This window comes from Corallococcus sp. AB032C (assembly GCF_003668935.1).
GTDB classification, from domain to species: Bacteria; Myxococcota; Myxococcia; order Myxococcales; family Myxococcaceae; genus Corallococcus; species Corallococcus exiguus.
Genome location: NZ_RAWP01000113.1, coordinates 1 through 17,803 on the forward strand (window position 1 = coordinate 1; position 17,803 = coordinate 17,803).

The 17,803-nt window shown below is 70.8% G+C and carries 16 protein-coding genes; 9 read left to right on the forward strand and 7 right to left on the reverse strand.

What is annotated here, in order from left to right; all coding sequences use genetic code 11:
* Nucleotides 1-125 precede the first annotated feature (125 nt).
* Nucleotides 126-2,033: a molecular chaperone HtpG gene (gene htpG / locus D7X99_RS34625; RefSeq protein ID WP_121781521.1), complete on the forward strand. Its 1,908-nt coding sequence runs from the start codon at nt 126-128 to the stop codon at nt 2,031-2,033.
* Between the two features lie 43 nt (nt 2,034-2,076).
* Here htpG and D7X99_RS34630 read toward each other — a convergent pair whose 3' ends face one another.
* The 4 genes from D7X99_RS34630 to D7X99_RS34645 all read right to left on the reverse strand — a co-directional run bounded on the left by D7X99_RS34630 (nt 2,077) and on the right by D7X99_RS34645 (nt 7,760).
* Nucleotides 2,077-3,111 (reverse strand): 2-dehydropantoate 2-reductase, encoded by a 1,035-nt coding sequence (locus tag D7X99_RS34630; protein WP_121781497.1) that lies wholly within the window; start codon nt 3,109-3,111, stop codon nt 2,077-2,079.
* A 24-nt stretch (nt 3,112-3,135) separates the two neighbouring features.
* Complete coding sequence (locus D7X99_RS34635; protein WP_233613952.1) at nt 3,136-3,789, reverse strand: CPBP family intramembrane glutamic endopeptidase; 654 nt, start codon at nt 3,787-3,789, stop codon at nt 3,136-3,138.
* Nucleotides 3,790-3,876: 87 nt separating this feature from the next.
* Complete coding sequence (locus tag D7X99_RS34640) at nt 3,877-6,339, reverse strand: S8 family peptidase (protein ID WP_121781499.1); 2,463 nt, start codon at nt 6,337-6,339, stop codon at nt 3,877-3,879.
* Nucleotides 6,340-6,509: 170 nt separating this feature from the next.
* Nucleotides 6,510-7,760: an NAD(P)/FAD-dependent oxidoreductase gene (locus D7X99_RS34645; protein ID WP_121781500.1), complete on the reverse strand. Its 1,251-nt coding sequence runs from the start codon at nt 7,758-7,760 to the stop codon at nt 6,510-6,512.
* A 185-nt stretch (nt 7,761-7,945) separates the two neighbouring features.
* Here D7X99_RS34645 and aroF point away from each other — a divergent pair, with 185 nt between their 5' ends.
* The 8 genes from aroF to D7X99_RS34685 are packed head-to-tail and all read left to right on the forward strand — an operon-like array spanning nt 7,946 to nt 14,686.
* Nucleotides 7,946-8,971 (forward strand): 3-deoxy-7-phosphoheptulonate synthase, encoded by a 1,026-nt coding sequence (gene aroF / locus D7X99_RS34650; protein WP_121781501.1) that lies wholly within the window; start codon nt 7,946-7,948, stop codon nt 8,969-8,971.
* Nucleotides 8,972-8,974: 3 nt separating this feature from the next.
* Entirely contained in the window at nt 8,975-9,991 is a 1,017-nt protein-coding gene (gene trpD, locus D7X99_RS34655; RefSeq protein WP_121781502.1) for an anthranilate phosphoribosyltransferase, read from the forward strand.
* Nucleotides 9,988-10,806 carry an indole-3-glycerol phosphate synthase TrpC gene (locus D7X99_RS34660; protein WP_121781503.1) on the forward strand — a complete coding sequence of 273 codons (819 nt, stop codon included), beginning with the start codon at nt 9,988-9,990 and terminating at the stop codon, nt 10,804-10,806. Before trpD ends, D7X99_RS34660 begins: the two co-directional genes overlap by 4 nt.
* Entirely contained in the window at nt 10,803-11,435 is a 633-nt protein-coding gene (locus tag D7X99_RS34665; protein ID WP_121781504.1) for a phosphoribosylanthranilate isomerase, read from the forward strand. The genes D7X99_RS34660 and D7X99_RS34665 overlap by 4 nt, the downstream gene beginning before the upstream one ends.
* 11 nt (nt 11,436-11,446) lie before the next feature.
* Nucleotides 11,447-12,652 carry a tryptophan synthase subunit beta gene (trpB, locus tag D7X99_RS34670; protein ID WP_121781505.1) on the forward strand — a complete coding sequence of 402 codons (1,206 nt, stop codon included), beginning with the start codon at nt 11,447-11,449 and terminating at the stop codon, nt 12,650-12,652.
* The gene (gene trpA / locus D7X99_RS34675; protein WP_121781506.1) at nt 12,649-13,440 is read left to right on the forward strand and encodes a tryptophan synthase subunit alpha; all 792 of its coding nucleotides are present in this window, start codon (nt 12,649-12,651) and stop codon (nt 13,438-13,440) included. The genes trpB and trpA overlap by 4 nt, the downstream gene beginning before the upstream one ends.
* Before the next feature lie 46 nt (nt 13,441-13,486).
* Nucleotides 13,487-14,038 (forward strand): GNAT family N-acetyltransferase, encoded by a 552-nt coding sequence (locus D7X99_RS34680; protein ID WP_121781507.1) that lies wholly within the window; start codon nt 13,487-13,489, stop codon nt 14,036-14,038.
* 51 nt (nt 14,039-14,089) lie between these two features.
* Complete coding sequence (locus tag D7X99_RS34685) at nt 14,090-14,686, forward strand: histidine phosphatase family protein (RefSeq protein WP_121781508.1); 597 nt, start codon at nt 14,090-14,092, stop codon at nt 14,684-14,686.
* A 6-nt stretch (nt 14,687-14,692) separates the two neighbouring features.
* On the opposite strand, the gene D7X99_RS34690 is transcribed toward D7X99_RS34685, so the two are convergent.
* The 3 genes from D7X99_RS34690 to D7X99_RS34700 form a co-directional block, all read right to left on the reverse strand.
* The gene (locus D7X99_RS34690) at nt 14,693-15,256 is read right to left on the reverse strand and encodes an aminodeoxychorismate/anthranilate synthase component II (protein ID WP_121781509.1); all 564 of its coding nucleotides are present in this window, start codon (nt 15,254-15,256) and stop codon (nt 14,693-14,695) included.
* Entirely contained in the window at nt 15,253-16,749 is a 1,497-nt protein-coding gene (locus D7X99_RS34695) for an anthranilate synthase component I family protein (RefSeq protein ID WP_121781510.1), read from the reverse strand. The genes D7X99_RS34690 and D7X99_RS34695 overlap by 4 nt, the downstream gene beginning before the upstream one ends.
* Nucleotides 16,750-16,821: 72 nt before the next feature.
* Nucleotides 16,822-17,730 (reverse strand): SH3 domain-containing protein, encoded by a 909-nt coding sequence (locus D7X99_RS34700; protein ID WP_211483970.1) that lies wholly within the window; start codon nt 17,728-17,730, stop codon nt 16,822-16,824.
* Nucleotides 17,731-17,803 lie beyond the last annotated feature (73 nt).

Here is a 17,803-nt window from a genome sequence, read left to right on the forward strand (position 1 = left end):
TCCCTACCCCAACCCGCCCCCGCCTCCCAGCGACGGGTGTGGGCGGATTCCCTCTTCTCGACAAGCCGGCAGGCATGGTTATGGGGAAGGGCATTGGCGCGTTCCGTCAGCGCCCGGAGGCCTTCATGTCCGCAGAGACCCACCCCCAGCGGGAAACCCATTCATTCCAGGCGGAGATCCAGCAGCTGCTGAGCCTGGTCATCAACTCGCTCTACAGCCACCAGGAGATCTTCCTGCGTGAGCTGGTGTCCAACGCGTCCGACGCGCTGGACAAGCTGCGCTTCCGCTCCATCACGGAGCCGGAGCTGCTCAAGGACGAGCCCGCGCTGGAGCTGAGAATCGTCCCCAACGCCGACCAGGGCACCCTCACCATCGAGGACACCGGCGTCGGCATGACGCATGACGAGCTGGTGAAGAACCTGGGCACCATCGCGCACTCCGGTTCGCGCGAGTTCCTCCAGGCGCTGGCGCAGAAGGGAAAGAACGACGTGCAGCTCATCGGCCAGTTCGGCGTGGGCTTCTACAGCGCGTACCTGGTGGCGGACCGCGTGGAGGTGGTGAGCCGCGCCGCGGGTGAGACGTCGGCGTGGAAGTGGGCGTCGGAGGCGCACGGCACGTTCACGGTGGAGCCGGCGGAGAAGGCCACGCGCGGCACCGCCATCACGCTGCACCTGAAGGCGGACCAGAAGGAGTTCCTGGACGAGTGGAAGCTGAAGCAGCTCATCACCCAGTACTCGGACTACGTGGGCCACCCCATCAAGCTCCAGGTGACGAAGCAGGTGGGCAGCGGGGACACGCAGGCCACGGAAGCCGCGCTGGAGGTGGTGAACAAGGCCAGCGCCCTCTGGCAGCGTCCGAAGAGCGAAATCACGGACGAGCAGTACCAGGAGTTCTACAAGCACCTGACGCACGACTTCGACAAGCCGCTGGCGTGGACGCACTTCAAGGCGGACGGCACGCAGCAGTTCACGGGTCTGCTCTTCGTGCCCAAGCACCCGCCGTTCGACTTGAACTCGCAGCAGCAGCGCGGCGTGCGGCTGTTCGTGAAGCGCGTGTTCATCATGGACCGCTGCGAGGACCTGGTGCCGCAGTGGCTGCGCTTCGTGCGCGGCGTCATCGACTCGGACGACCTGCCGCTCAACGTGTCGCGTGAGATGTTGCAGGACTCGGCGGTGGTGCGCGCCATCCGCAAGCACGTGGTGAAGAAGTCGCTGGACCTCCTGGAGAAGCTGGCCAAAGACAAGCCGGACGACTACCGCACGTTCTGGGAGTCCTTCGGCACGGTGGTGAAGGAAGGCCTGACGCTGGAGACGGAGCACCGCGAGAAGCTGGGCGCGCTGGTGCGCTACGAGTCCTCGCGTGAGGAGGGCCTCACGTCGCTGGCGGACTACGTGGGCCGCATGAAGGAAGGCCAGGAGGCCATCTATTACGTCTACGGCGAGAGCCGGAAGGCGGTGGCGGACAGCCCGCACCTGGAGGCGCTGAAGCAGCGCGGCTACGAGGTGCTCTTCATGACGGACCCGGTGGACGAGTGGGCCGCGCAGGGCCTGCGCGAGTTCCAGGGCAAGCCGCTGGTCTCCGCGCTCAACGCGGACCTGAAGCTCCAGTCCACGGACGAGGAGAAGAAGGCGAAGGAGCAGCAGTCGGAAGGGCTCAAGGGCCTGACGGACAAGATGAAGGACGTGCTGAAGGAGGACGTGCGCGAGGTGCGCGTGTCGGACCGCCTCACGGATTCGCCGGTGTGCCTGGTGGTGTCGGAGGGCGGCACGCCGGCCTACCTGGAGCGTCTGCTCAAGGAGCGCGGCAAGGGAATGCCGCGCATCAAGCGCATCCTGGAGGTCAATCCCAAGCACCCGGTCATCGAGCACCTGCGCGGACTCCTCGCGAGCGACCCGGCCGCGCCGCAGGTGGGCGAATGGATTGAGCTGCTCCACGACCAGGCGCTGCTCACGGAGGGAAGCCCGCTGAGCGACCCGAACCGCTTCGCCCGGCGCATGACGGCGTTGCTCACGCAGGTGGCCGCCCGGAGCTGATGTTCCCGTGCGTGCGCGGGTCGCGAGGCCCGCCACGCACAGGTCACCCCCTGTTCGCCAACTCCGCCTTCTTCAGGTCCACGAGCAGCGCCTCACCGGTCCACTGGCGGCGCTGCCCCGCTTCCGCCTCGCGGATGAGCTCCACGAGCCGTGAGTTCACCGGCGCGGAGACGCCGTGTTGGTGGGCCAGCCGGACCACCTCGCCGTTGAGGTAGTCCACCTCCGTCTTGCGGCCCGCGTGCAGATCGTCCCACATGGACGAGCGCGCCTTCGGGTCGATGGCCAGCATCTTCTTCGCCAGCACCGAGAACACCGCGTCCGGAGCGCCCAGCAGCACCGGAATCCATCCCGGAGGCAGCGGCGTCAGCTTCGCGGGCTTCACCCCGGCGCGCCCCAGCACCGCCAGCGCCTCGCCCTGCGCGAGCGCCAGGCACCGCCGCCATGCGCGCTGTGACAACTCCTCCTTCAACGGCAGGTTCGCCAGCGCGTTGAGCGCGTTGTTGAGGTTGAGCAACAGCTTCGCCCACTGGACCGCGACGATGTCCGAGTGCTGCTTCAACGCCAGCCCCGCGCGGGTGAATGCATCCACGAACGGCGCGAGCGCCGCGTGCCGCTCCACCTCCAGCGTGCCTTCCGACCCCGCGTGGAAATGGCCCTGCCCCTGCGCCGCGACGTTGAAGGGCACCATCCCCGTGAGCACCGTGTGGCCCGGCAACAGCCCGCGCAGCACCGCCGCGTTGTGCAGTCCGTTCTGGAAGCTGATGACGACGGCCCCGGGCTTGAGTCGCGGCGCGAGCGTCTGCCCCGCCTCCTCCGTCGCCGCGGACTTCACCGTGACGAGCACCAGGTCCGCCGTGGACAGCGCCTCCGGCCCCGTGTCGATGCGCACGTCCGCCGCGGGCACCTTCAGGTCCGCGCCCTGCCAGTCCGTCAGGTGCAGGCCGTGCGCACGCACCTCCGCCACCACCCGCTCGCGGCCAATGAAGCGCACCGTCGCGCCCGTCGCGGCGAGCCGCCCACCCACGTAACAGCCGATGCTGCCCGCGCCGAAGACGACCACCTCAGGAGTCGAAGCCATGGGCGCGCATTCTGGCACGCGCGCTCACGTCGCGGGCCACACCACGACGATGAGCACATCCCACAAGGCATGGCTCACCCAGGACGCGGCGGGCGTCCGGCGCCACTCGGCCAGCGCGCCCCAGGCGAGCGACGTGGGCAGCGCGGCCAGGGCCAGCAACGGCTCACCGAAGCCCAGCAGCACGACGCTCGACAGCACCGCCGACCCAACGACCGCGCCCCACCGGCCCAGCCGGGGACGCAGCGCGCCCTGCACCCATCCGCGCCAGAACAGCTCCTCCGCCGGAACGAGCAACAACACCAGGGCCAGCGCCGTCCCCAGAGAGCCCGTGCCGAACGTCGAGTAGACGGATTGCAGCGGTCCGCAGAGCGCGTCGGTGAAGCCTCCGCAGAACGCCCACAAGAAGGCCCTTGCGCCCGCGAACAGCACCACCGCCTGGGCGACACCCCACGCGGTATCCGGGAGCGACAGGGAGGGAGGCGGCCTTCGCCAGGGGCCCATCGCCCGCCACGTCACCGCGAGCCAGACGGCGCAGAAGACGGAAGCGACCGCGAAGAAGCGCGGCGGATGCACGTGCACCAGCGCCGTCCAGGCCAGCACGCCGCCAGCGGCCGCGACCCGCCAGAGTGGCAGGGCCGCATCACCGGCTGACGGCGGTCCAACGTGAGAAGCAGTCATCGCGCGCGGCAGCGTACCCCGGCGCGATGGACACCAGCGGGCACGTTCACGCGTGCACCGCCGGCGCCGGTACGGACCTTCACGACACTACGGGAGGCACGCGCCGCTGCCCGCGCCGTCGCTCACACACCGGTAGCCCGTGCGGCACGACCCCTGGGTGTTGCCGCTCGACGGCGTGCAGGTCACGAAGCAGTAGGCGGTGGCGCCCCGGTCGTTGCTGTAGCAGTCCGAACCCGACGGGCAGCCGGCCGTCATGCAACTCTGGGTGCAGTAGCCGCCCGGGAAGCTGGTGCCGGTGAGGCACTGGCCCCCCGTGCCGCACGTGCTGTTGGTGGTGCAGGCCCCACCGATGGTCGTCGTGGGCGTGTGGTCGTCGTCCGACTGGTAGGGCACCAGCGTGAAGCTGATGTCGCTGGTCGTCTTGCCCTTGGTGACCGTCACGGTCTCCACCTGGGTGGTGTCGCGCCAGAAGCCCACGCGGTCGCCGTCCTCGAAGTAGTCCCCTTCGCCGGTGTCGTCGATGGACGCCAGCACCAGGTAGTCGCGCGGGGTCATCTTCAGGCTGTAGTTGTACCCACCGGCCGCGCGCACCACGGAGATGCCGTCGTCGTCGACCTGCACCTCGCCCGCCGCGTCCAGGTACGCGAACCCGATGACGGCGTCCTTCTCATCCGAGGCGCCCACGCGGAACTTCACCAGCACCTGCGCGTTGCCCGCGCTCGACGCGCCGGTCAGGTCGATCTGCGCCACGTAGCTGCCCGGCGCCAGCGAGCCCGGGGCGACGGTCACGTTCAGCGCCGTGGACTTGTACGCGGGGACCGACAGCGAGGTGCTGGAGACGGACACCGCGGAGGCGTTGGCGCCGGAGACGGCCACGCTCACCTGCAGCGTGCCACCGCCGTTATTGCGCACCGTCAGCGCCTGCGACGACGCACCGGTGAAGGACAGCTGCGTGGTGGTGATGGCGAGCTTCGGGGGCAGCGTCGGGTCACCGCCGCCCTTGGCGCGCAGCACCGCGGCGTACGCGTCCACCAGGCCCGCGCCGCAGCCCTCGGAGCACTGGCTCGTCTTGTCCGCGGTGTCCTTCAGGATGGCCTCCACGTCCGCCGCCGTGAGCTTGGAGTCCTGCGCCAGCATCAGCGCCACGATGCCCGCCACGTGCGGGGTGGCCATGCTGGTGCCCTGGTACCACTCATAGGAAGGCTGGTTGGTGCTGTTGGGCAGCGTGGACAGCACGCCGTCCGGGAAGCCGTCGCCGTTGCGGTCCTCGCTCGTCTGGCCGCCAGCGGCCATCACGTCCACCTGCGTGCCGAAGTTGGAGTAGCTGGCGCGCTTGCCGTTGAAGCGCACCGCGCCCACGCAGATGACGTTCTGCTGGTTGCAGGGGAAGCTGCTGTTGGTGTTGACGTTCTCGTTGCCCGCGGCCACCACCAGGATGGCCCCGCGCGCGTTGGCCGCGTTGATGGCGGTCTGCATCTCCGTCGACGCAGGACCGTCGCCGCCCAGGCTCATGTTGATGACCCGCGCGGGCGTGGTGTTCAACCGCACGCCGGTGACGGGGCCGCCGCTGGCCCAGGTGACGCCGGCGATGATGTCCGCCAGCGAGCCGCCCTGCGTGCCCAGCACGCGCACCGGCAGGATGTTGCGGCCGGACCAGGTGACGCCCGCCACGCCCAAGCCGTTGTCGGACGACGCGCCAATGGTCCCCGCCACGTGCGTGCCGTGGAACGACGAGCCGCCGTTGGGCAGGTCCTTGCCGTTGTCCGTCGGGTCCGTGTCCACGCCATCTCCGTCGCCCGCGTTGGTGAGGCTGGAGATGAGGTCCATGCCCGGCAGCACGCGCGAGTTCAGGTCCGGATGCGACGTGATGCCGGTGTCCACCACCGCCACGACGATGGAGCCGCTGCCCGTGCCCAGGTCCCAGGCCGCCGGCAGGTTCATGTTCTTGTAGTGCCACTGCCGCGAGTAGAGCGGATCATTCGGCACGGCCTGCGCCCGCACGCGGACGTTGCTCTCCGCGTTCTGCACGCCCTGCACGGCCAGCACCTGGGATAGCACGCGCACGTGCTCCGCCTGGGTGAGCGCGCGCACGGTGGGCGCGCCGCCGGACATCGCCTGAGGCTGGCTCACCTCGTAGCGCAGCAGGTGCTGCGTATCGCTCAGGAAGGCCTGGTGCACGACGTGGTAGCCCGCGACGCGCGCCTGCGCGACGGCCTCCTCCGCGGACAGGCCCGGCGTGTCGAAGCGGATGATGATCTCTCCCGGCAGCAGCGACGCCTCGTGCGTCAGCTGCTTGGACGGGATGCCCGTGCGCCACACGCCTTGCGCAGCCAGGGCCTTGGAGACCTTCTGGGACAGGTTCTTCGCGCCCGGCAGGGAGAAGAACGCATCCAGCGAGGACCCGGCGTTCGCGGCGGCGGAGCCAGCCTGGAACGGCTGCAGGGAACCCGCGACGGTCCCCTTCGTCGAATCGGTGTCGTCGTCGTCGCTGTTGTCGCCGGGACAAGCCACGAGACCGAGCAAACCCAGGAGGGCAAGGCGGCGGAGCATGAACGGATTCCTTGGAAGAACGTGTGAGAGCGTCCGACCCTAGGTCCGCTGCGGGCAACGCGTCCAGCTGTCCGGGGCCTGGCTGGCGGGTCTCCCTTCCTTCGCGGTTTCACCCTCACGCGAGGTGTTGTCTGGAAGGCAACGCGCTGCTTCACAGGCAACAGGGAGGACTATCTCCCCAGGTCCTGCAACACCGCCTCCGCCGCGCGGCGCCCCGACGCGAGCGCTCCGTCGATGGACGCATTCTCGCGGTGGTCTCCGCACACATAGAGCCCAGCGGCCAGCCGCACGGGCCGGTGCGGTTCCACCAGCGCGGACGGAGGCTGCGCGGGCAGTGCCTCCGCGAGTGTGTACGTGCGCAGATGCCGCCACGCGGATACCGCCGCGCCAAACCACTCCGTGAGCTGAGCACGCACGCGCGCCTCCAGTGAGTCCGCGCCGCCCGGGTCGTCCACCACCGACACGGACACCAGCGCCTGGCCCTGGGGCGCGTACGCGGCGGAGACCTCGCTCATCACCGCCAGGTTGTTCACCGGTCCGCGCCCCTCGCCATTGAGCACGAGCCACGGCCCCTCCACGGGGGGCTCCGGCGCCGCGAAGTACAGACACGTCACGCGGTTCATCCGGGGCGCGGGCATGCCCACGAGCAGCGACGCCGCGCTGCCTGGGTCCGTCGCCACCACCACGGCGTCCGCGTGCAGCAGCTCACTGCCCGGCAGGCGCACGCGGTGCCCCCAGACCTCCTCCACGCGCACGCGCATCCGCAGCGCGCCCGAGGGCAGCTTCGCCGCCAGCTGTTCGGGGATGGCGCCCATCCCCTGCGCGGGCACGGCCGCGTAGCCCGTGGCGAACATCCGGAACACGAACTCCAGCATCCGGCTGGACGTCGTCAGCCCTCGCTCCAGGAAGATGCCGCCGAGGAAGGGCTTGAAGAAAGCTTCGAGCATCTCCTCGGAGAAGCCCAGGTCCAGCAGGAAGCGCCGCGACTCCTGCTGGGGCCGCTGCCACAAGTCGCCCAGTTCGCCAGACGTCGCGTGCTGCCGCAGCTCCAACACGCGCAGCTTGTCCGACAGGCCTCCCGGTGCGTCGAACAGATGCGACACCGCCGTGACGGGATGCCGCAGCGGGTCCGCCAGCGTGTGCAGCCGCCCACCCCGCCACACCTTCGCGCCGGGGGTGAAGCGTTGGAGCGAGAGGGCCTTCAGGTCCAGCACCCGCCGACCTTCCGGGTAGGCGGTGAGGTACACCTGGAAGCCCCGGTCCAGCAGGAACCCTTCGTACGAGTCGGTGCGCACTCTTCCGCCCGGTGAGTCCCCTGCTTCCAGCACGTGCGCGTCCACGCGGGCCTCGAGCAGCGCCGTCGCACACGCCAGGCCCGCGAGCCCCCCGCCCACCACGATGACCCCGGGCCGCTTCGCCATGGTCCGCCTCCCGTACGAGCGTGCGGACCCTGGCTTGATAACGCCAGGACGTGCAAGCAAGACTCTGGTTCGGTTGCGGGCACCCGACAGTTACGGCAAAGGTTGCCGTGTGCACGGTGCTCCAGGCACACCCACGCAGGCATCCGCCCGCGTGCCCTTCGGAGAGAAAGAGCAGGAGTTCCCCCATGCTGATCGTGATGCGCCCAGACGCGACGGACCAGGACATCGAGCGAGTGAACGATGAGATCCGCCGCCGTGGCTGGCATCCGCACGCGATCGCAGGGGGCTCTCGCACCGCCATCGGCATCACCGGCAACCCTGGCGCGGTGGAGCCGGAGCCCTTCCGCGTGCTACCCGGCGTCGCGGACGCGGTCGCCATCTCCCAGCCGTTCAAGCTGGTCAGCCGCGAGGTGAAGCCGGAGGACAGCCTGGTGCGCGTGGGCAACCTCACGCTCGGCGGCGCCGCCATCCACGTCATCGCGGGCCCCTGCTCCGTGGAGTCGCGCGAGCAGATCATCTCCACCGCGCAGGCGGTGAAGCAGGCGGGCGCCACCATGCTGCGCGGCGGCGCGTTCAAGCCGCGCACCAGCCCCTATGAGTTCCAGGGCCTCAAGGGTGACGGCCTGGCGCTCCTGGCGGAGGCGCGCAAGGAGACGGGCCTGCTGGTGACGACGGAGGTGAAGGACACGGCGACGCTGGCCGCCGTCGCGGAGCACACCGACATCCTCCAGGTGGGCGCGCGCAACATGCAGAACTTCAGCCTGCTGGAGGCGGTGGGCGAGACGCGCAAGCCCGTGCTGCTCAAGCGCGGCATCAGCGCCACCATCAAGGAGCTGTTGATGGCGGCCGAGTACATCGTCGCGCGCGGCAACACCCAGGTCATCCTCTGCGAGCGGGGCATCCGCACGTTCGAGAACATGACGCGCAACACGTTGGATTTGAACGCGGTGCCCATGCTCAAGGCGCTCACGCACCTGCCGGTGTTCGTGGACCCGTCGCACGGCATCGGCGTGCGCAAGGCCGTCCCCGCGATGATGCGGGCCGCGGTCGCCGCGGGCGCGGACGGCCTCATCGTGGAGGTGCATCCGGATCCGCCGCGCGCGAGGTCGGACGGCTTCCAGTCGCTGGACTTCTCCGAGTTCGAGAAGGCCATGGGTGAAGTGCGGGCCATCGCCCAGGCGATGGGACGCGAGACGGTCAGACTGGGATAGGCCATGACACTCAAGGAAGCGCTGGGCAGGGTGGTGGGCCGGCGCGACCTCTCCCGCGAGGAGATGGCCTCTGTCATGGGTCAGATGCTCGCGGGCGAGGCATCCGCCGCGCAGGTCGGTGCGTTGGCGGCCGCGCTGCGCATGAAGGGCGAGACCGAGGACGAAATCCTCGGCGCGGCGGAGGCCATGCGGGCCTGCGCGGCGAAGATCGCGCCCCTGGCGGAGGTGGTGCTCGACACCTGCGGTACGGGGGGTGACGGAGCGCACACCTTCAACATCTCCACCGCGGTGGCCTTCGTGGCCGCCGGGGCGGGGGTGACGGTGGCCAAGCACGGCAACCGCGCGGTCTCCAGCCGCTGCGGCAGCGCGGACGTGCTGGCGGCGCTGGGCGTGTCCATGGAGCGGGCGCACGCGCAGGTGGCGCGAGACATCGACGAGCACGGGGTGGGCTTCCTCTTCGCGCCCTCGCACCACAGTGCCTTGAAGCACGTGGCGCAGGCGCGCAGGGACCTGGGCTTCCACAGCGTGTTCAACCTGCTGGGGCCGCTGACGAACCCCGCGGGCGCGCGCTACCAGTTGCTGGGCACGTTCGACCGGCAGCGAGTGGAGCAGACCGCGCGCGTGCTGGGGCGGCTGGGCAGCCGGCGCGCGTGGGTGGTGCACGGGCACGACGGGCTGGATGAGATTTCGCCGTGCGCGCCCACGGAGGTCGCGGAGCTGTGCGCGGACGGCACCGTGCGCCGCTTCACGGTGACGCCGGAGGACGCGGGGCTGACGACGGTGCCGCGCGAGTCCATCGCGGGAGGCGACGCGGACGAGAACGCGAAGCGCCTGCGCGGGTTGCTCGCGGGGGAGCGTGACGGAGTGCGCACGGCGGTGCTGCTCAACGCGGCCGCCGCGCTGCTCATCGTGGGGATGGTGGACACCCTGAAGGAGGGCGTGAAGCGGGCCGAGCACGCCATCGACTCCGGGGCCGCCGAACGCAAGCTCGCGGCGCTCATCCAGAGGGTCGCGGCATGACGACCTCCTCTTCGGCAGCGAAGCCCGTTGAAGCACCGGGCACGCTGGACGTCATCATGGCGCGCAAGCGGCGGGAGCTGGGCACCCGCCCGCCGCCCACGCACGGCGCGCATCCCCCGACGCGGGACTTCGCGCAGGCGCTGGTGCGGCGCACGCTCGGACATCCGGTCAACGTCATCGCGGAGGTGAAGCGCAAGAGCCCCTCGGGCGGCGCCTTCCCCCACGCGGACGTGGTCGCGGTGGCTCGTTCCTACGAAGCCGCGGGCGCCTGCGCCATCAGCGTGCTCACGGACGGGCCGGACTTCGGCGGCAGCCTGGAGGACCTGGTCGCGGTCCGGGCCGCCGTCTCAATCCCCGTGCTCCGTAAGGACTTCCTCGTCGCCGCCAGCGAGGTGGAGGAGAGCGCGGCCTGGGGCGCGGACGCGGTGCTGCTCATCGCGGACGCGCTCGGAGACTCGGAGCTCCGGGAGATGCTCGCCGCCGCGAAGCAGGTGCGCGTGGCCGCGCTCGTGGAAGCCCACACGGAGGCGCACGCCGAACGTGCGCTCGCCGCGGGCGCGAGCATCATCGGCCTCAACAACCGCAACCTCGCCACGCTGAAGACGGACACCGGCACGGCGCTCCGGGTGATGCCCGCGCTGCGCTCCCGGTCCACCGCCCTGGTGGCGGAGAGCGGCCTCAAGCACCTGGCGGACCTCACCGCCGCGCGAGACGCGGGCGCCAACGCCGTGCTCGTGGGCGAATCCCTCCTGCGCGACGCGGACCCCGGCCGGGCCCTGCGACGGCTGCTCGGCCTGGAAGGCGGCGGGACATGAAGGTCCTGGTGAAGGTCTGCGGCGTGACGCGCGTCGAGGACGCCAAGGGCGTCTGGGCGGCGGGCGTGGACGCGATGGGACTCAACTTCCATCCGGGCTCCCCCCGCTTCGTGGATCTGGCCAGGGCCGTGAGCATCGCGCGCACGAGGCCCCCTCTGGCCGCCATGGTGGGCGTGTTCGTCAACGCGACCCGCGACGACGTACGCGTGCGAGTGCACGAGTGCGGCCTCACCGCCGTGCAGCTCCACGGCGACGAGCCCCCCGAGGACTGCTCCGGCTACGGCGTGCCCATCATCAAGGCGCTGCGCGTGCGCGGGCCGGACGACGTGGAGAAGGCCAAAAGCTACGTGGGCGTGGGTGATGTAGCGGGGCTGCTCCTGGACGGCGCGGCCCCGGGCTACGGCGGCGGCGGCGTCACCTTCGACTGGGCGCTGGTGAAGCAGCTGTCGGACTGCGGCCTGCCGGTGCTGGTGGCGGGCGGCCTCAAGCCTTCCAACGTGGCCGAGGCCGTGAAGGCCACCCGGCCCTACGGTGTGGACGTGGCCAGCGGAGTGGAGTCCTCCCCTGGCATCAAGGACCTGGACGCGGTGCGCGCCTTCGTGCGCACGGTCCAGTCCCTCAACCTCTGAGGAGTCGTGCCATGACGACGGACACTGCCGTGGGCCGCTTCGGCCGTTACGGCGGACGCTATGTGCCGGAGACCCTGGTCCCGGCGCTGATGGAGCTGGAAGAGGCCTACGCGAAGGCGCAGCAGGACGCGTCCTTCGGTGAGGAAGTCACCCGCGTGCTGCGCGAATACGTGGGCCGTCCCACCACGCTGACGCCCGCGCACCGCCTCACGGAGTCGTGGGGTGGCGCGCAGGTGTGGCTCAAGCGCGAGGACCTGGCGCACACGGGCGCGCACAAGATCAACAACACCGTGGGCCAGGTGCTGCTCGCCCGGCGCATGGGCAAGAAGCGCATCATCGCGGAGACGGGCGCGGGCCAGCACGGCGTGGCCACTGCCACCGCGTGCGCGCTCTTCGGCCTGCCCTGCGAGGTGTTCATGGGCGCGCTGGACGTGGAGCGACAGGCGCTCAACGTCTTCCGCATGCGCGCGCTGGGCGCGGTGGTGCGGCCGGTGGAGTCGGGCTCGCGCACGCTCAAGGACGCGATGAACGAAGCCATGCGCGTCTGGGTGTCACAGGTGCAGGACACCTACTACGTCATCGGCAGCGCGGCGGGCCCGCACCCCTACCCCACCATCGTGCGCGACTTCCAAGCCGTCATCGGCCGCGAGATTCGCGCCCAGACGCTGGCCACGATGGGCCGGCTGCCGGACGCCATCATCGCGTGCGTGGGCGGAGGCTCGAACGCCATCGGCGCGCTGCACCCCTTCATCCCGGACACGGCGGTGCGGCTCGTCGGCGTGGAGGCGGGAGGCCACGGCCTGGACTCCGGCCAGCACGGCGCTTCGCTGACGCTGGGCACGGAGGGCGTGCTGCACGGCTCGCGCTCGCTGGTGCTCCAGGACGAGAACGGCCAGATTCAAGAGGCGCACAGCATCTCCGCCGGCCTGGACTACCCGGGCGTGGGGCCGGAGCTGGCGCACCTGGCGAAGACGGGGCGCATGGAGGTGCGCACCGCGACGGACGATGAGGCGCTCACCGCCTTCTACGAGGTCGCGCGCTCGGAGGGCATCCTCCCCGCGCTGGAGACGTCGCACGCGTTCGCGGCGGCGCGCGCGCTGGCCCGCGACATGGGCAAGGGCAAGCACCTGGTCATCAACTGCTCGGGCCGGGGTGACAAGGACGTGGCGACCATCTCGGCGCGCGGAGTGCCGCCTGCGACGGGGGTGAAGTCATGAGCACGGAGCTGGGCAAGGCGTTCGCCCGGGCGAAGGCCCGGGGAGAAGGCGCGCTGGTGGCGTACGCGATGGCGGGCGACCCGGACCTGCCGAAGTCCGTGGACGTCTTCGCCGCCATGGTGGAGGGCGGCGCGGATGTGCTGGAGATTGGCGTGGCGTTCAGCGACCCCATCGCGGACGGCCCCGTCATCCAGGCCGCGTCGGAGCGGGCGCTGAAGGCCGGGGCCACGCTGCGCCGCGTGCTGGACGAAGTGGTGCCGGAGGTGCGCCGCCGCTGCCCGGAGACGCCGCTGGTCATCATGACCTACGTCAACGTGGTGATGGCCATGGGCGAGGAGCGCTACGCGAAGCTCGCGCGCGAGCGGGGCATTTCCGGCACCATCCTCCCGGACCTGCCGCCGGAAGAGAGCGCGAGCATCCGCGCCGCGTTCGACAAGGAGGGCGTGGACCTGGTGCCCCTGTGCGCGCCCACGACGCCGCCCGCGCGCGCGGAGGCCATCGCGAAGGACGCGCGGGGCTTCGTCTATTGCGTGTCCGTGGCGGGCGTCACCGGCATGCGCACGGAGCTGCCGCCGGACCTGTCACAGCGGCTGGACCTGGTGAAGCGCGCCGCGTCCGTGCCGGTGGTGGCGGGCTTCGGCATCTCCAACGCGGAGACGGCCCGGCCGCTGGTGGCCCACGCGGACGGCGTCGTGGTGGGCAGCGCGCTGGTGAAGGCCGCCCACTCGGACGGTCCGGCCGCGGCGAAGCAGCTCTGCGCGGACATCAAGCGCGGCCTGAAGCGCTAAGGTCCGCTCCACGCGCCAGCACGTCGCTGGCGCCAGGAGACCGGACATGCACACCCCGCCCATCCTGGGGCCCACCCTCGAAACGCCGCGCCTCATCCTGCGTCCGCCCACGCTCCAGGACCTGGAGGGCTTCGTGGCGATGATGGCGGACGAGGAGACCGCGCGGTACATCGGCGGCCTCCAGCCCCGCTCCAACGTGTGGCGCGCCGTCTGCGCCATGGCCGGCTCCTGGGTGCTCCAGGGCTTCGCCATGTTCTCCGTCTTCGAGAAGTCCACCGGCAAGTGGGTGGGCCGGCTCGGGCCCTGGCAACCCGCGGAGTGGCCGGGCCCGGAGGTCGGCTGGGGCCTGTCGCGCGACGCGTGGGGCAAGGGCTACGCGACGGAAGGCGCGGCGGCCACCATCGACTGGGCCTTCGAGCACCTCGGGTGGACGGAGATCATCCACTCCATCTCCCCTCCGAACGACCCGTCGAAGCAGGTGGCCCGCCGGCTGGGCTCGCGCTTCCTGCGCATGGGCATGCTGCCGGCGCCCTACAACGATCATGCGGTGGAGATCTGGGGCCAGAGCCGTGAGGATTGGCGGGCACGCAAGCGGTAGCTCCTGCACTTTTTCCTCCCGTCCCGGCACGGCCTGACACAGATTGGCGCCATGAACACACGCGCCCCCCAGGTGGTCCTCGTCCGTCACGGTGAGACGGAGTGGAGCCGCAGCAGCCAGCACACCGGCCGCACGGACCTGCCGCTGTTGGAGGAGGGCCGCCAGATGGCGGAGCGGCTCCGCGCGCCCCTGGGCAAGTGGCGCTTCGCCGCCGTGTGGACCAGCCCGCTGACGCGCGCGCAGGAGACGTGCGTGCTCGCGGGCTACGGCGACGTGGCCCAGAAGAAGAACGACCTGATGGAGTTCAACTACGGCGACTACGAGGGCCGCACCGGCGCGGACATCCGCACCACGCGCCCGGACTGGACGCTGTGGGCAGACGGCGTCCCCAACGGCGAAACGCTGGAAGACGTGGGCACCCGAGCCGACCGCATCATCGCGGAGGCGCGCGCCCTCCAGGACGACGTGCTCCTCTTCTCGCACGGGCACATGCTGCGCATCCTCGCCTCGCGCTGGCTGGGCCTGCCCCCGGACGGAGGCAGGCTCTTCCACCTGGGCACTGCATCCATCAGCGTGCTGGGCTCCGAGGCCGGCGGCAAACAGCCGGTCCTCGTGAGCTGGAACGACACCACGCACCTGAAGGAGTGAAGGCCGCTACAGCTTCCCCTCCAGGAAGTTGCGCACCAGCGACGGGCCCTCCGGCGTCAGCACGCTCTCCGGATGGAACTGCAGGCCCACCACCGGCCGCGTGCGGTGACGCAGCGCCATCACCAGGCCGTCCTGGCTCCACGCCGTGGCCTCCAGCTCCGCGGGCATGGACTGCGCCGCCACCACCAGCGAGTGGTAGCGCGCCGCCTGGAACCCCTGCCGCATGCCGGTGAAGACGCCGGTGCCGCCGTGCCGGATGTGCGCCGCCTTGCCATGCACGGGCTCCGGCGCGCGCACCACCTGCCCGCCGAACGCCGCGCCAATGGACTGGTGTCCCAGGCACACGCCCAGCACCGGCACGCGAGACTGGGAGATGGCCGCCACGCTCACCCCTGCCTCGTGCGGCGTGCACGGCCCCGGGGACACCACCAGGTGGGACGCGCCCGACGCCGCGATGCCCGCGACATCCAGCGCGTCGTTGCGCACCACCTTCACCTCCGCGCCCAGCGTGTAGAGCAACTGCACCAGGTTGAAGGTGAACGAGTCGTAGTTGTCGATGACGAGGATCACCGCCCACCTCCTTCGCGAGCCAGGCGCAGCGCGGCGGCCATGGCACCCGCCTTCGCTTCCGTCTCGTCCGCTTCCTTCATCGGGTCCGAGTCCGCCACCAGCCCCGCCCCGGCGGTCCACATGGTGCGGTCGCCATCCACGAAGAAGGTGCGCAGCGCGATGGCCACATCCAGCGTGCCGCAGAAGGACAGATAGCCCACCGCGCCGGCATAGGGCCCGCGCCGCATGGGCTCCAGCTCGTCGATGATCTGCATCGCGCGGATCTTCGGTGCGCCTGAAACAGTGCCCGCGGGGAAGGTGCTCGCCAGCGCATCCAGCGCGTCGAAGCGCGTGGTGTCCAGCTTGCCGCGCACCTGGGACACGATGTGCATCACGTGGCTGTAGCGCTCGATGATCATCAGGTCCTCGATGCGCACCGTGCCCGGCGCGGCCACCCGGCCCACGTCGTTGCGCCCCAGGTCCACCAGCATGATGTGCTCGGCGCGCTCCTTCTCGTCCGCGAGCAGCTCCTTCTCCAGCGCCTGATCCTCGGCCTCGGAGCCGCCCCGGCGGCGCGTGCCCGCGATGGGCCGCACCACCACGTCCCCGTCGCGCACCTGCACCAGCAGCTCCGGTGACGCGCCCACCAGCGCGCGCGCCTCGCCCAGGTCCACCAGGAACAGGTACGGAGACGGATTCACCCGCCGCAACGCCCGGTAGAGCGACAGCGGAGGGATGGCGCCCTTCGCTTCGAACCTGCGCGCGAGCACCGCCTGGAAGCAGTCGCCCGCGCGCACGTACTCCTGCACCTTCTCCACCGCCCGCGCGTAGCCCTCGCGGTCCCAGCACGCGACAGGGGCCGGCGCGTTCTTCTGCGCGGGGACGGCGGCGTAGGCCTCCGGCGACAGCGGCCGACGCAGCTTCTCCGCCATTGCCTCCGCGCGCGCTTCCGCGTCCTTCAGCGCCGCAGCGACGCTGCCGTGCAGCGCGGGCCGTGCGATGGCGATGGCCTTGAGCGTCTGGGTGCGCGTGTCGTGGGTGACGAAGTCCTCCGCGATGAGCCACTCGGAGTCAGGGAAGCCCGTGTCGCGCGGGTGGCGGTCCGGCACGCTCGGCTCGAACCACGACGTGGCGTTGTAGCCCAGGTAGCCCACGAGCCCGCCCAGGAAGGGCGCCTCGCCCGGCAGCGTCGCCACGGACAGCTCGCGCCACAGCGTGCGCAGCACGTCCAGCGGGCGGCCCTCGCGGCGCTCCTCATGCGAGCCGCGCCACAACGTGAGCCCCTCCCGGTCCAGCCGCACGCGGCCCGCCGGGTTCACGCCCACGTGGCTGTAGCGCCCGAAGCGCTCGCCGCCGTAGCACGACTCGAGGATGAAGCCGCGGCTTCCACCGCCCAGCTTCAGGTATGCCGACAGCGGTGTATCCAGGTCCGCCGGCAACTCCACCAACACCGGCACCGCCTGACCTGCTTCCGCGCGCTGCCGGTAGGCAGCCTTCCGCCCCTGCGCATCCATGGTCGATTGCCCTGAGCCCCTCTTCCTTCACCCGGAGGGGCGCCCGGGTGCCCGGCCTTCCGGGCCCTTCACCTACGGCTTCGCGACGGGCTTCGCCTGGGCGAACACGCCGTCCTTCCACTGATAGACCTCGCGCTCCGTAACCGTCTGGGGCTTGCCGTCTTCCTCCTCGACGTTCGTGCGCACCACCAGCGCCCGCTTCGCGGCTGGCTGGAAGGAGACCTTGTACGAGCTCGTGTTCGGGGGATCCATCAGCCCACCCAGCTCCAGCGCCAGCTTCGCCTTGCCGAGCACGCCCGGCTTCCCATTCGACCCGGTGTAGCTCACGTAGGACGTGACGTAGTCGCCACAACGCTCCGGCGTGGAGTCCAGTTGCAGCAGGGTCACGCCCGCCTGCTTCGCGGGGACCAGCTTCACCTTCACCGGGCCACCATTCCCGCCGCCATACACCGTGGACGCCACCATCACGTCCACGCTGCTCACGCGGCGGGGCGGCTTCACGTTCGGCTCCAGCACGCGCACGCGTGCCTTGAACTCGTTGCTCATCACCACCGTGGCCACTTCCATCTCGCCGTCCCCGTCCAGGTCGGCCTCGAAGCGGAACGGCGTGAGCGTGTTGCCGAAGACCCAGCCGGTGACGGGCGCGGCACCCGCGGGCGCCTTCGCATCCACCACCGTCACCTGGTACCAGGTGTTGACGTACTCCCCGACCTTCGCGCGGGTCCCCGCCTTCACCACCTTCACGGGCGTGCCCAGCATCAACGTCTGGACCACGGCCGCATCCGCCGCCGCGTTCGCGCGCAGGTTCCCCTCGTCCACGCCCAGGTAGACCATCTGCCCCGCCGTGAAGGCGGTGAACTCGAAGCTCTCGGGGGCCGGCGCGGCGCCCTCCTCCGCCATCGCGGCGCTGTATTCGAGCACCGTCTCGGAGTCGGGTTCTTGCGACAGGAAGAGGGACAAGAGGAGCGCGGACGGCGTCATCACTAAGGGTCCGAGGTTGGAGGTTTCCAGGGTTTATCCCCTGTCCACGCCCACCATCCAAGGGGCCCTCCGG

Excerpts from the sequence above, each read along its gene's own strand:
- D7X99_RS34680 (WP_121781507.1), top strand. The coding sequence starts at position 13,487 with ATGCACACCCCGCCCATCCTGGGGCCCACCCTCGAAACGCCGCGCCTC.
- htpG (WP_121781521.1), top strand. The coding sequence starts at position 126 with ATGTCCGCAGAGACCCACCCCCAGCGGGAAACCCATTCATTCCAGGCG.
- trpB (WP_121781505.1), top strand. The coding sequence starts at position 11,447 with ATGACGACGGACACTGCCGTGGGCCGCTTCGGCCGTTACGGCGGACGC.
- trpA (WP_121781506.1), top strand. The coding sequence starts at position 12,649 with ATGAGCACGGAGCTGGGCAAGGCGTTCGCCCGGGCGAAGGCCCGGGGA.
- D7X99_RS34635 (WP_233613952.1), bottom strand. The coding sequence starts at position 3,789 with ATGACTGCTTCTCACGTTGGACCGCCGTCAGCCGGTGATGCGGCCCTG.
- D7X99_RS34665 (WP_121781504.1), top strand. The coding sequence starts at position 10,803 with ATGAAGGTCCTGGTGAAGGTCTGCGGCGTGACGCGCGTCGAGGACGCC.
- D7X99_RS34685 (WP_121781508.1), top strand. The coding sequence starts at position 14,090 with ATGAACACACGCGCCCCCCAGGTGGTCCTCGTCCGTCACGGTGAGACG.
- aroF (WP_121781501.1), top strand. The coding sequence starts at position 7,946 with ATGCTGATCGTGATGCGCCCAGACGCGACGGACCAGGACATCGAGCGA.
- D7X99_RS34640 (WP_121781499.1), bottom strand. The coding sequence starts at position 6,339 with ATGCTCCGCCGCCTTGCCCTCCTGGGTTTGCTCGGTCTCGTGGCTTGT.
- D7X99_RS34630 (WP_121781497.1), bottom strand. The coding sequence starts at position 3,111 with ATGGCTTCGACTCCTGAGGTGGTCGTCTTCGGCGCGGGCAGCATCGGC.
- D7X99_RS34695 (WP_121781510.1), bottom strand. The coding sequence starts at position 16,749 with ATGGATGCGCAGGGGCGGAAGGCTGCCTACCGGCAGCGCGCGGAAGCA.
- D7X99_RS34645 (WP_121781500.1), bottom strand. The coding sequence starts at position 7,760 with ATGGCGAAGCGGCCCGGGGTCATCGTGGTGGGCGGGGGGCTCGCGGGC.
- trpD (WP_121781502.1), top strand. The coding sequence starts at position 8,975 with ATGACACTCAAGGAAGCGCTGGGCAGGGTGGTGGGCCGGCGCGACCTC.
- D7X99_RS34660 (WP_121781503.1), top strand. The coding sequence starts at position 9,988 with ATGACGACCTCCTCTTCGGCAGCGAAGCCCGTTGAAGCACCGGGCACG.
- D7X99_RS34700 (WP_211483970.1), bottom strand. The coding sequence starts at position 17,730 with ATGACGCCGTCCGCGCTCCTCTTGTCCCTCTTCCTGTCGCAAGAACCC.